The 12,481-nt window shown below is 67.4% G+C and carries 9 protein-coding genes; 4 read left to right on the top strand and 5 right to left on the bottom strand.

Annotated features, from left to right (window positions below; translation table 11 throughout):
- Nucleotides 1-60: 60 nt before the first annotated feature.
- Nucleotides 61-507: a GNAT family N-acetyltransferase gene (locus tag QRO93_RS13590; protein WP_053449094.1), complete on the bottom strand. Its 447-nt coding sequence runs from the start codon at nt 505-507 to the stop codon at nt 61-63.
- Nucleotides 508-598: 91 nt separating this feature from the next.
- Nucleotides 599-1,504, bottom strand: coding sequence for a LysR family transcriptional regulator ArgP (locus QRO93_RS13585; protein ID WP_006424060.1), 906 nt, complete (start codon nt 1,502-1,504; stop codon nt 599-601).
- Nucleotides 1,505-1,642: 138 nt separating this feature from the next.
- Between QRO93_RS13585 and QRO93_RS13580 the strand changes: the two genes are divergently transcribed.
- From QRO93_RS13580 to QRO93_RS13570, 3 genes are all read left to right on the top strand, one after another.
- Nucleotides 1,643-2,278: a LysE/ArgO family amino acid transporter gene (locus QRO93_RS13580; RefSeq protein WP_005408523.1), complete on the top strand. Its 636-nt coding sequence runs from the start codon at nt 1,643-1,645 to the stop codon at nt 2,276-2,278.
- 168 nt (nt 2,279-2,446) lie between these two features.
- A complete protein-coding gene (locus tag QRO93_RS13575; protein ID WP_180879488.1) occupies nt 2,447-4,429 on the top strand; it encodes a S9 family peptidase in 1,983 nt (660 codons plus the stop codon).
- A 73-nt stretch (nt 4,430-4,502) separates the two neighbouring features.
- The gene (locus tag QRO93_RS13570; RefSeq protein WP_285304261.1) at nt 4,503-6,488 is read left to right on the top strand and encodes a S9 family peptidase; all 1,986 of its coding nucleotides are present in this window, start codon (nt 4,503-4,505) and stop codon (nt 6,486-6,488) included.
- A 22-nt stretch (nt 6,489-6,510) separates the two neighbouring features.
- Here the strand turns inward: QRO93_RS13570 and QRO93_RS13565 are convergent, their stop codons facing one another.
- From QRO93_RS13565 to QRO93_RS13555, 3 genes are all read right to left on the bottom strand, one after another.
- Nucleotides 6,511-8,265 (bottom strand): peptide MFS transporter, encoded by a 1,755-nt coding sequence (locus tag QRO93_RS13565; RefSeq protein WP_180879492.1) that lies wholly within the window; start codon nt 8,263-8,265, stop codon nt 6,511-6,513.
- A 120-nt stretch (nt 8,266-8,385) separates the two neighbouring features.
- Nucleotides 8,386-9,534, bottom strand: coding sequence for a DUF1624 domain-containing protein (locus QRO93_RS13560; protein ID WP_285304260.1), 1,149 nt, complete (start codon nt 9,532-9,534; stop codon nt 8,386-8,388).
- Nucleotides 9,535-9,625: 91 nt separating this feature from the next.
- Nucleotides 9,626-10,108, bottom strand: a complete 483-nt coding sequence (locus QRO93_RS13555; RefSeq protein WP_258010979.1) for a hypothetical protein — start codon at nt 10,106-10,108, stop codon at nt 9,626-9,628.
- Nucleotides 10,109-10,451: 343 nt separating this feature from the next.
- On the opposite strand from QRO93_RS13555, the gene QRO93_RS13550 reads away from it, so the two are divergent.
- Nucleotides 10,452-12,416, top strand: a complete 1,965-nt coding sequence (locus QRO93_RS13550) for an OPT family oligopeptide transporter (protein ID WP_180879495.1) — start codon at nt 10,452-10,454, stop codon at nt 12,414-12,416.
- Nucleotides 12,417-12,481 lie beyond the last annotated feature (65 nt).

Raw genomic sequence — 12,481 nt, 5'->3', positions numbered from 1 at the left:
GCCGCGCCCAGCGATGCGGCATCGGGTCAATGCGGCCCGATCATCCGGCCGTGCCCGGCTTCAGCGCAGTTCCAGGATCTCGTCACCGGCCTCATCGAGCTCACCGGTGGGGCGCCAGCCCAGGCGGCGGTAGAAGCCATGCGAGCGTGAGCGCGGATCGGCCGAGCAGGCCAGGAACAAGCGTTGGTGGCCGGCATCGCGGGTCAGGCTGACCACCTCCTGCAGCAGCTGGCGGCCGATGCCACGGCCCTCGTAGTCCGGCAGCAGCGCCAGCACCAGCACCTCGCCGCTGGCGCGGTCGGCGAAGCAGTAGCCCACCATGCGCTCGCCTTCCCAGGCGATGCGGCCGATCGATTCGCCGTGGGCGATGCCGGCCGCCCAGCTTTCCGCGGTAATGCCCAGCTCCGCCAGCTGCGCGGCACTGAAGGCGTTCTCGCGGGTACGCCCGCGCAGGTCGATGCACGCGGCGGCATCGTCGGGGCGGGCATCGCGCACGGAGAGGGGCATGCGGGGCATCCTTGCAATGAACGGCCCGCCAGTATCCGCATCGCGCACGGACCCGGTGTGGAGGACGCGTGGAGATTGCATGGAGCGCCGCTCAGCGCTTGCGCCGGATCAGCGCCGAGGAGGCGTCCAGCACCGCGCGGGTCAGCAGCGCCATGGTCTGCACGTCACCCTTCCAGTGCTGCCAGTACAGCGGCACGTCTTCCCACGCGCGCTGCCGCACGTAGACCAGGCGGCCGGCGTCCAGGTGCCGCTTGACCAGCGGCAGCGGGTTCATGGTCCAGCCCATGCCGCCCAGGTTGGCCTGCACGAAGGCGCGGGTGGAGGGAATCCACCAGGTCGGCGCGGTACTCGGCAGGTCGTCACCGGCCATGCGCCGGGCAAAGCGCGACTGCATCTCATCCTTGCGGTTGAACACCAGCACCGGCGCCTGCGCCAGTGCCTGCGCGGTCACGCCCTTGGCGAAGTGGCGCTCGCGGAACTCCGGGGTGCAGGTCGCGGCGTAGCGGATGCTGCCCAGCGCGTGGATCTGGCAGCCCTGCACCGGCTCGTCCAGGGTGGTCACCGCGCCCAGCACCGTGCCCTGGCGCAGCAGTTCCACGGTGTGGTCCTGGTCCTCCACGCGCAGGTCCAGGGTGGTGCCGGTGCTCTGCGCGAACTGCGAGGCGGCCTGCGGGAACCAGGTCTCCAGGCTGTCGTGGTTCACCGCCACCGGAATGCTGGCCTGGGGCAGGTCCTCGTCGGCCAGGCCCATCCGGTGCAGCGCGTCGTGTTCGAGCAGGGCGGTCTGTTCGGCCAGCTGCACCAGTACCTGGCCCTCGGCGGTGGCGGTGGCCGGGGTGCCGCGCTTGACCAGCAGGCGGCCGACCCGGTCCTCCAGCGCCTTGACCCGCTGCGAGATGGCCGAAGGGGTGACATTCAGCGACTGTGCGGCGCGGTCGAAGCTGCCTTCGCGGATCACCGCGGCCAAGGCGCGCAGCTGGGCATGGTCGATACGCATCGAATTAAGTTCCGCTAATGTTGGTTTAGGAAGTTTAGCTCGTCTTTTTCATGTTGCGGCGCGACAATGGCGCCCGTTCCGGTGCTGTCCGCCTTCGCGAGGCACCGTCCCCCCAAGCAATACAAGGCAGTCCATCCCATGTTCTCGGTCATCTCCGCCAGCACCGGCCTCGGTGCCTGGTTCTCTGGTGCAGCTACCGGCATCGGCCTGTTCGCCGTGGTCGGGGCCCAGAGCGCCTTCATTCTGCGCCAGGGCATCCTGCGCAAGCACATCGTGCCGGTGGTTGCCACCTGCGCGGCCATCGATGCCATCTTCATCTTCGCCAGCGTGGCCGGCCTGCGCACGCTCACCTCGGCGCTGCCGTGGCTGACCACCGCTGTGCTGTGGACCGGCGTGGCGTTCCTGGCCTGGTATGCGATGAAGTCGGCACGCCGGGCGATCGCCGGAGGCGGCGGCATGGGCGAGGCTGACAGCGATGACGGCAGCCGCCGTGCGGTACTGATGGCCGCGGTCGGTTTCTCGCTGATCAACCCGCACTTCTGGCTGGACATGATGGTGATCGGCTCGATTGCCGAGAACTTCGGCAATGCCCGCATGGCGTTCGCCGCCGGCGTGGTCACCGCCAGCTGCCTGTGGCTGACCGCGCAGGGCCTGGGCGCGCGCCTGCTGGCGCCGCTGTTCACCAAGCCCAGTACCTGGCGCGTGCTGGACGGCACCATCGCCGTGATCCTCAGCATCCTGGCCCTCACGTTGGCGGTGCGCGGGGTCCATTGACCCGGCGCACGCCCCCCGAACCCACGTCCTGACTCTCTCTCCAAGGTAGTGGTAACGACGGCACCGGCAACGGTGCCGTCGTTTTTTTTTGCCCCTGTGGCATCCGCCGCATGTACGTGCCTAGAATCGCGTATCCGGACAGGCTGTCCGGTTTTCCATGGGGGAAGGATGCGCAGGATTGTGCTGGCTGTGGTGCTGGGGGCTGTATCGTGCGGGGCAGCGGCGGCGACGCTGGATCTGGATCGTTTCCTGCGGCAGGAATCGTTCACCGACATCAAGATTTCGCCGGGCGGAGAGTACGTTGCCGCCACGGTACCGCTGGAAGCCGGGACGGCACTGGCGATCTATCGCATTGCCGACATGAAGATGGTCGGCAGCTTCCGTCCGCCACGCAACGACCATGCCCATACCTTCGACTGGGTCAGCAACGAGCGGTTGCTGGTGGGCATGGCGCAGAAACTCGGGCTGCTGGACCGGCCCACGCCGACCGGCGAGCTGTTCGGCATCAATGCCAACGGCAAGGGCGGCGAGCTGCTGGTCGGGTACCGGGTTGCCGACCAGAGCCTGGGTACCAACATCAAGGTCAAGCCGGCGGGCATGGTCGCTGCGTACCTCAGCGACGAACTGAAGGACGACGACCGCAACGTGCTGGTCACTGTGGTTCCCTTCGTCGGCAACTCGCATGCGCAGATCGAGCGCATGGACGTGATGACCGGTCGCCGCAACGCGGTGGCGCGCGCGCCTGTTGCCGATGCGCACTTCACCACCGATGAGCAGGGCGAGGTGCGTTTCGCGCGCGCTGCCGTCACCGATGGAACGCAGAAGCTCTACTACCGGGCGGGCAGCAACAGCGAGTGGATCCTGCTCAACGACGAGGCCCTGAGCAAGCGCATCGAAGTGCCGCTCGGTTTCTCGGCCGATGGTCGCCTGGCCTATCTGCAGGTCGAGCAGGCGGAAGGGCCCGACGCGATTGTCAGCTGGGACCCGCAGAGCAATGAGCGGCGCACCGTGCTGCGCGATGAAACCGCCGATCCGTCACGCATCATCCGCCGCCCGGGCAGCCGCGTGCCGGTGGGGGCGCTGTTCCTTGGCGGCGCGCCGCGAACGGCGTTCTTCGATGACGCCTCGGACGATGCGCGCCTCTACCGCAGCCTTGAAGCGGGCCTGGGGGGGCCGGTCTACATCACCTCCAGCACACGCGATGGCAGGACCGTGCTGGTGGAGAGCTGGTCAGGCCGCAATCCCGGTGACTTCTATCTGTATGACACGGTGGGCAAGAGCGCCCGGCACCTGATCAGCCGCAGCGACTGGGTCGACCCGGCGCTGACCGCCGAGGTCCGCCCGATCAGCGTCAAGGCGCGCGATGGGCGCCCGCTGCATGGCTTCCTGACGATCCCGCACGGGCGCCAGGCGCGTGCGCTGCCGATGGTGGTGCTGCCGCACGGTGGGCCGATCGGTGTTTCCGACCAGGGCGCCTACGAGGCCGAGACCCAGATGCTGGCAGCGGCCGGTTACGCGGTGCTGCAGGTCAACTTCCGCGGTTCTTCCGGCTATGGCCGGGCGCACATGCAGGCAGCGCGCAAGCAATGGGGGCTGTCGATGCAGGATGACGTCACCGATGCCACGCGCTGGGCCATCGAACAGGGCGTGGCCGACAAGGACCGCATCTGCATCTACGGCGCCAGCTACGGCGCCTATGCGGCGATGATGGGCGCGGTGCGCGAGCCGGGTCTCTACCAGTGTGCGGCCGGTTATGTCGGCATCTACGACTTGCCGCTGATGTATGCCCGGGGCGATATCCAGAGCGATGAATCAGGCCTGGCCTACCTGCGCAACTGGCTGGGATCGCCCAATGAGCTGGCAGAGCGCTCGCCGGTGAACCTGGCCGGGCAAGTGCGCGTGCCGGTATTCCTGGCCGCAGGGGGCCAGGACCAGCGTGCACCGATCGTGCACAGCGAGCGCATGGAGGCGGCGTTGAAGAAGGCCGGATCGCCGGTAGAGAGCCTGTACGTCAAGAACGAAGGGCATGGCTTCTACAACCTGGCCAACCAGCGCACCTACTACAGCCGGCTGCTGGCCTTCCTGTCGCGCAGCCTGGGTGGGGCCACCGCCGGCGAAGCAGCACCGGCCGGCAGCGGCAAGGCACCGTAACTGCATCGGCGCGCGTTGGACGCGCGCTTCAGCATGCCGGGCAGCCAGGCTGCCCGGTCAGAAAGGGGACACCATGAAGCATGTAATGCTGCTCGCCGTCCTGCTGTTGCTGTGCGGTGCCAGCCACGCGCGCGCAGCCGAGATCGCGCTGGATGACTACCTGCGGCGCGCCGAGTTCAACGACATCCAGCTTTCGCCCACCGGCGAGTACCTGGCCATGACCCTGCCTCTGGAAGGGGCAACGGCGGTGGCCGTGCTGCGCACCCGCACCATGGAACTGGTCGGCAATTTCCGGCCGCCGCGCAACAACCACGCCAACAGCGTCGATTGGGTGAGCGACAATCGCCTGCTGATCGGGCTGGCCGAGAAGTGGGGGGCGCTGGATGTGCCGCGCTCCACCGGCGAGCTCTACGCGATGGATGCCGATGGCAAGCGGGGTGATCTTCTGGTCGGCTACCGCGCGCGACCGGATGAGCCGGGCCTGGTCAGCGGCCGTGTGGTCGAGCCGGTGGCGGCGTTCCTCGCCGATCCGCTGGCCGGAGACGAGCGCAACGTACTGATCTCGCTGTGGCCGTTCGCCAACGACACCAGCGCACGGCTTGAGCGGATGGACGTCATCACCGGCCGCCGCGTGCTGGTCTCGCGCTCGCCGGTGCAGCGGGCAACCTTCACCACCGACAACGCCGGCGTACTGCGCTTTGCCCGCGGCGCCGCCGCGGACAACATCAACAAGCTCTACTACCGGCAGGACGATGGGCGCTGGACCTTGCTCAACGACGAGGGCAGCAGCCACCGCATCGAACGCCCCATCGGTTTTTCCGCCGACAACCACCTGGCCTACCTCATCGTCGAACAGTCCACCGGCCCGGATGCGGTGGTCAGCTGGAATCCACAGACCGACGAGCGGCGAACCCTGCTGCGCGACGCAGTGGTCGACCCGGCCTCGATCATCTACCAGCCGGGCAGCCGTGTGCCGGTCGGCGTGCAGTTCGTGGGAGCGACCGCGCGCAGCGCGTTCTTCGACGAGCAGTCGCCCACCGCGCGGATCCAGCGCATGCTTGAGAAGGCCTTCCCCGGGCAGCGGGTCAGCCTGCTGTCGGCCACCCGTGACAACGCGCGCATCCTGGTCAAGGTCAGTTCGGGCGGCAATCCCGGGGACTGGTTCATGTTCAATACCGCCACCCGGGAAGCGGCGTTCCTGACCGCGCGCCAGCGCTGGTTCGACCGCGACGGAGCTGCCAGCGTGCGTCCGCTCGCCCTCACTGCGCGCGATGGCCTGCCGTTGCACGGCTTCCTGACCGTACCCAAGGGCAGTGACGGCCGCCGCCTGCCGATGGTGGTGATGCCGCACGGCGGGCCCATCGGTGAATTCGATGATGGTGGCTTCGAGCGGGACAACCAGCTGCTGGCCGCAGCCGGCTATGCGGTGCTGCAGGTCAATTTCCGCGGGTCGGGCAACTATGGTCGCGCCCACACCCAGGCTGCGGCCAAGCAATGGGGCCAGGCCATGCAGGATGACGTGACCGACGCCACCCGCTGGGCCATTGCCGAAGGCATCGCCGACCCGCAGCGCATCTGCATCTATGGCGCCAGCTACGGCGCGTACTCGGCCATGATGGGCGCCGTGCGTGAGCCGGCGTTGTACCGGTGCGCAGCGGGCTATGTGGGCGTGTACGACCTGCCGCTGATGTTCAAGCGCGGTGATATCCAGGACCGCACTTCGGGCGTGAACTACCTGAATGAGTGGCTCGGCGATCCCGCGGCGCTGGCAGCGGTCTCGCCGGTGAACCTGGCGGCCCGGATCACGGTGCCGGTGCTGCTGGCGGCCGGGCGCGAAGACACGCGTGCGCCGGTGCAGCACACGCAGCGGATGGAAGCGGCCCTGAAGCAGGCCGGGGTGCCGGTGGAAGCGGTGTACTACCCGCGCGAAGGGCATGGCTTCTATGGCGAAGCCAGCCAGCGCGATTACTACACGCGCCTGCTGGCGTTCCTGTCGAAGCACCTGGGCGGGGCGAACGCCCAGGTTGCAGCATCGGTGGAAAAGGCCAAGGCGCCCTGAGCGGGCGCCGCTGCACGGGGCCTTACTTCACCCCGTGCATCATCCGCTTCAACAGCGGCGCAGCGATGAAGGCGAGCACGGCGCAGCCCAGGCCGATCCACATCAGCAGCCAGAACAGGTGTGCGTAGGCACCGGCGGCAGCCACCATGTCGAGTGATTCGCCTTCCGGCACATCGATGGCCGCCAGCTTGCCGAACAGCGCCGCCAGCGTTTCCGAGAATGCGGTGGCCAGGAACCAGGTGCCCATCATCAGGCTCATCACCCGAGGTACGGCCAGCTGGGTCACGGCGGAAAGGCCGACCGGCGACAGGCACATCTCGCCGCTGGCCAGCAGGAAGTAAGCCAGCACCAGCCACCACACGCTGGCCATCTCACCGGTGGCGCCGACCTGCTGCGCGGCCAGCGCCAGCGGCACGAACGACAGCGCACCGATCACCAGGCCCCATGCCGACTTCACCGGCTTGCCCGGCTCCCAGCCGCGGCGGTCCATCCACGTCCACAATGCGGCGAAAGCTGGTGCCAGCAGTACCAGGAACAGGCCGCCAAGATAGGTCAGCGAACCGGCGGTCTGCGGAATCACCAGGCAGTCGCGCACCAGCAGCACCAGCATCAGCACGACGATGGCGGCGAAGAAGGTGCGTGGTGCCGACGAGCCCGGACGACGCTCGGACAACCGCGCGCTGACCACGAAGCCCAGCGGTGCAAGCAACAGTGAAATGATCGACCACGGCAGCGGCGTACCGCCGGTGATCACCAGCGATGGCACGATGTCCTTGGTCAGCAGGCGGTCGGTGAAGGTCACCCACGAGCCGTAGGACTGCTCGTACATCGTGAAGAACACCAGCGCCATGAAGATCAGTACCATCAGCGCGATCATCTGCTGGCGCTGTACCGGTGTGCACTTCGTGCCGGTGAACCACGCGAACCAGACCAGCACGCCGCCCAGCACCACCAGCATCAGCATCAGCGCCAGGCTGATTTCACCGCCCAGCGCGAAGGCACCGTTGCCGGCGGCCCACATCAGCCACGCCACCGGCAGCACACCGAGCACCGCGCACAGATAAATGAGCCATTCGCGCGGCAGGCCCAGCACCTTCTGCTTCAGCGCGGCCGGTTGCGGCGGTTCGGCATGGCCCTGCAGGTATTTCTGGCCCCACAGGAACATCGCGAGGCCAGCCAGCATGCCGATGCCGGCCGCGCCGAAGCCGTACTTCCAGCCGTAGGCCTCACCGAGGAAGCCGCACACCAGCGAGGAGAACAGCGCGCCCAGGTTGATGCCGGCGTAGAACAGCGAGAAGCCCGAGTCACGGCGCGGGTCGTCCTTGGCGTAGAGCTTGCCGACGATGGTCGAGATGTTCGGCTTCAGGAAGCCCACGCCCATGATGATCAGCGCCAGCGACAGGTAGGTCACCGCCAGCGCCGAGGTGTCGCGCACCACTTCGCCGTTCACCCGGTACGCGGCATGGCCCTCGAAGGCCATGCCCAGGTGGCCGAGCACCAGCAGGATGCCGCCGAACAGCACCGCCCGGCGCATGCCCAGCCAGCGGTCGGCCAGCATGCCGCCGAACACCGGGATGCAGTACACCAGCCCGCCGTAGGCGCCGAGCAGGTCCAGCCCGGCCTTGTCGCCGAACAGGTGGTACTTGGTGAGGTAGAGCAGCAGCAGCGCCTTCATGCCGTAGAAGGAGAAGCGCTCCCACATCTCGGTGAAGAAGCAGACGTAGACGCCCTTGGGATGGCCCAGGAAGTCGTCGGAGGCGGTAGCGGCAACGGTCATCGACGGCGGGAACAGCGGAAAGGGCGCGATTATAGGCCTGCAGCCGTGCCCGCGCCCGGTAGCGCCCCGCCAGCCTTCAGTAGCTCCACGCCACGCGTGGATGGCCGCCCGATTGACGGCCTACAGGTAGCGCAGCCAAGCCAGGTCGCGGCGGCGGGCCTTGAACCGGCCGAACAGCAGCGTCGGCGGGTACATCGCCACCGCTAGCGCGCAGGCCACCAGCAGCAGGCCGGCCACCGAATCCAGCGCGTACAGGCTGCCGTGGGTGGGGCCCCACGTAGCCAGCGCAGCCACGTACAGCAGCTTCAGCACGTACAGGTGCAGCAGGTAGAAGAACATCGGCGCCGCTCCGATGTCGGCCAGCGGGCGCAGGGCGCGGGCCACTGGCGGCCATTCGTACAAGCGCAGCAGCAACAGGCCCACGCCCAGGGTCAGCAGCAGGAACTGCAATGACGGCGGGTACTTGGTGACGTTGAACACGCTCATCCACGTGCGCAGCGTGCTGGTCTGGTACTGCCACGGGGCATCCCCATACTGGTTGGCGAACCGCAGCAGCGCGAACAGGGCCAGCACGCTGAGGCCTGCCCACAGCAGCCAGCGCTGGCGCTGCGCCGGGTCGCGGTCGCGCGCGAACCAGGGCCCCATCAGGTAGCCCAGCACGATCACCCCGATCCACGGCAGTACCGGGTAGGACGTGCGCAGGCGCACGACGCCGGTGTCGATCCAGTCGCGCTGGTGCAGCACTTTCCACAGCACGGCCAGCACGCCGTCGCCTTCCACGCGCACGCCATCGAACAGGTTATGGCCGGCCACCAGCAGCACGCCCAGCACCAGCAGCGCCGGGCGCGGCAGCCACAGCAGGCCGGCCAGCGCGATCATGCTCAGGCCAATGGCCCAGATCACCTGCAGGTACAGCGTGTCCGGCGGGAACTGGAAGGTCCAGGCGAAGTTGACCAGGGTCAGTTCCAGCACCACCAGGAACAGGCCGCGCTTGAGCAGGAAGGCGGCGATCGCGCGGCGCGGGTCGGCCTGGCGCTGGCCATACAGCCACGCCGACAGGCCTGTGAGCAGCACGAACACCGGGGCGCACAGATGGGCCAGCAGGCGGCAAGCGAACAGGGCAGGGGATACGCTGGCCGCATCCATCGGGTCGCCGACCTGATGCTGCAGGAAAAAGGTCTCGCGCACGTGGTCGAGCAGCATCAGCAGCATGACGGTGCCGCGCAGCTGGTCGATGGAGGCCAGCCGAGGGGAGGAAGGAGAAGCCACGTACGATGTTCGTTCGGCGTGACAGGATATAACATAACAATTACCCGTTTCCAGCAGGCGCTGAGAGATGCCGACGAGCGCGTCCATCAGCTCAGGGCAGGCAGACCGCAGGACTCCAGCCCAGAGCGTCGTCGTAGCGGACCTGGATCGCCCGCAGGCTGCCATCGGCGTTCGCCTTCACGCAGAATCGGGCGCTATAGAACCGGGTGGCGCCCGTTCTGGTGGCCGACATCGTGACCTCATACAGGCGCCCAGACTGCAGCGTCATGGCCGCTTGCCCTGCAGCGGCGTTGGCTGGCACTTCTCCATAGAGGACGCAAGCGCCGGGTGGAAGCGGGAGTGACGCGGGATAGGAAAAGTCGAAAGACCATAGCCGCCGCAGCGGTGGAGTAATCGCGTCATACACCTCCACACCAAACACCTGAGGAGTCTCACCGATACGCTTGCGCTCTTTCCTGGGAAGCCCGAAACAGGATCTGCCGGCGTGGTCAGTGACCTCGATCGCGCCAACGCGACTCCAGGCCGATGCGTGATCACAAAGGGGCATCGAGCAGAGCAAGGTCACGATGGCCATGACCGGCCCCTTGATCGGGCGCATACGAAGTGTGTTTTTCATAGGTCGGCTCGGCGACAGCATTTGGATCGTGAACACGATGCATGGGGAGTCGAGACACTTCAAACGATGTTGGCTGGAATGCTGCAGCGGTGGCTGGCCTGCCCATGTGGGGCAGGGGGCCGCGGTATCCGGTACCCGGCAGCCCATTGGGATATGTGCCTGATGAGCTTGATGCGTTGGCCGAGTTTGGTCAAAAGCGACTATCCCACCGGCGACCCGGCTGCAACCCTCCCGAACCGCACTGGACGTGACGCCCCCTGAACGCTAGCGTGACCAGGATTTTTTGCCAGCAGGGGCTTCCATGAACCACGACGCTGCGCCCAAGCAGCTCACCTTCCGCGCAGTGGCCCTGGCCATCGTGCTGGCGGTGGTGCTGTCGGCCGCAAACGCCTATCTCGGTCTGTTCGCAGGCCTGACCATCGCCACCGCCATTCCCGCCGCGGTGATTTCCATGGGCGTGCTGCGCCTGCTGGGCGGTGGCTCCATCCTCGAGAACAACATCGTGCAGACCGGTGCTTCGGCCGGTTCGTCGATCGCCGCCGGTGTGATCTTCACCATCCCCGCGCTGGTGATCATGGGCTACTGGCCCGACTTCAAGTACTGGTGGGTGCTGGGCATCGCCGGCCTGGGCGGCCTGCTGGGCGTGCTGTTCTCGGTGCCGCTGCGCCGTTCGATGATCGTCGAAGACCCGCTGCCGTTCCCGGAAGGCAAGGCCGCCGCCGAAGTACTCAAGGCCGGTGAGAATCCGGGCCCGGGCCTGAAGATCCTCGGCCTGTCGGCGGTGATCGGTGCCTTCGTCAAGCTGGCCGCTGAAAGCGGCATGCGCCTGATTCCCGATGCCTGGGCCACCTCGGCCTACGTCGGCAGCTCCAAGATCACCGCCTTCATCGGTACCAACCTGTCGCCGGCGCTGCTCGGCGTGGGCTACATCGTCGGCCTCAACGTCGGCATCGTGGTGGTGTCCGGTTCGATCCTGACCTGGCACATCGCCATTCCGATCTACCAGGCCTTCTTCATGAACACCGATCCGGCGCTGGCCGCGTCGGTCGCCACCGCCTCGTCCACCGAGGCCGCGTTCGCCATCTGGGGCGCGAAGATGCGCTACCTGGGCGTCGGCGCGATGCTGATCGGTGGCATCTGGACCCTCATCTCGCTGCGCAAGTCGCTGCTGAACGGCGTCAAGAGCGGCTTCGCGGCTGCGCGCAAGAGCGGTGGCCCGGTACTGGCGCACACCGAGCGCGACCTGCCGATGAAGTGGATGCTGGTGGCCCTGGTGGTCTTCGTGCTGCCGCTGCTGGCCCTGTACCAGGCCATCGTCGGCCAGTGGCATGTGTCGATCCCGATGACCCTCATCATGATCGTCGCCGGCTTCCTGTTCGTTTCGGTCTCGGCCTACCTGGCCGGCCTGATCGGCTCGTCCAACAACCCGGTCTCGGGCATCACCATTTCCACCATCCTGTTCGCCTCGGCGGTGCTGGTGCTGCTGCTGGGCAAGGATGGCCTGCAGCCGGTCGGTGCCTTCGGTGCGCCGCTGGGTGCGGTGGCCGCGATCATGATCGGCGCGGTGGTGTGCTGTGCTGCCGCGGTTGGCGGTGACAACCTGCAGGACCTCAAGGCCGGTTACATCGTCGGCGCCACCCCGTGGAAGCAGCAGCTGATGCTGGGCATCGGTGCGTTCTCGTGCGCGCTGATCATGGCCCCGGTGCTGAACCTGCTGGCTACCGCCTACGGCATCGGCGTCAAGTCCGAGCTGCACCCGAACGCGCTGGCCGCGCCGCAGGCCAACCTGATGGCCTCGGTGGCCAAGGGCCTGTTCGGTGGTGAGCTGCCCTGGACCTTCATCGGCATCGGTGCCGTGGTCGGCGCCGCCATCATTGCCTTCGACAGCTGGCTGAAGTCGCGCAACGCACGTTTCCGCGTGCCGGTGCTGGCCGCCGCCATCGGTATCTACCTGCCGCTGGAGCTGATGGTGCCGATCTTCCTGGGTGGCCTGATTGCCCACCTGGTCGAGCGTTTCCACAAGGTGCGCGCCGATGACGAAGAGGGCCGCGACCGCGTGCACAAGCCGGGCGTGCTGTTTGCCGCTGGCCTGATTACCGGCGAAGCGCTGATGGGCATCGCCATCGCCGTGCCGATCGTGATCAGCAGCCGCGCCGACGTGCTGGCAGTGCCGTTCCACCTGCCGGGCGCACAGTGGATCGGCCTGGCCGTGCTGTTCCTGGTCGGCTGGCTGATCTACCGCACCGGCAAGCGCGCCGTGGCGTAAGGGGTGGGTCGGAATCCTTCCGGCAGGGGAGGGCTCTGACCCCAGGTTTGATGGGTAGTGGGGGG

It is taken from the genome of Stenotrophomonas maltophilia group sp. Smal17, from assembly GCF_030237045.1.
Classification (GTDB): Bacteria; Pseudomonadota; Gammaproteobacteria; order Xanthomonadales; family Xanthomonadaceae; genus Stenotrophomonas; species Stenotrophomonas forensis.
Note: the sequence above shows the minus strand (reverse complement) of the source record. Positions and strands in the feature narration are given on the sequence as shown.

Excerpts from the sequence above, each read along its gene's own strand:
- QRO93_RS13585 (WP_006424060.1), bottom strand. The coding sequence starts at position 1,504 with ATGCGTATCGACCATGCCCAGCTGCGCGCCTTGGCCGCGGTGATCCGC.
- QRO93_RS13570 (WP_285304261.1), top strand. The coding sequence starts at position 4,503 with ATGAAGCATGTAATGCTGCTCGCCGTCCTGCTGTTGCTGTGCGGTGCC.
- QRO93_RS13580 (WP_005408523.1), top strand. The coding sequence starts at position 1,643 with ATGTTCTCGGTCATCTCCGCCAGCACCGGCCTCGGTGCCTGGTTCTCT.
- QRO93_RS13555 (WP_258010979.1), bottom strand. The coding sequence starts at position 10,108 with ATGGCCATCGTGACCTTGCTCTGCTCGATGCCCCTTTGTGATCACGCA.
- QRO93_RS13565 (WP_180879492.1), bottom strand. The coding sequence starts at position 8,265 with ATGACCGTTGCCGCTACCGCCTCCGACGACTTCCTGGGCCATCCCAAG.
- QRO93_RS13575 (WP_180879488.1), top strand. The coding sequence starts at position 2,447 with ATGCGCAGGATTGTGCTGGCTGTGGTGCTGGGGGCTGTATCGTGCGGG.
- QRO93_RS13550 (WP_180879495.1), top strand. The coding sequence starts at position 10,452 with ATGAACCACGACGCTGCGCCCAAGCAGCTCACCTTCCGCGCAGTGGCC.
- QRO93_RS13590 (WP_053449094.1), bottom strand. The coding sequence starts at position 507 with ATGCCCCTCTCCGTGCGCGATGCCCGCCCCGACGATGCCGCCGCGTGC.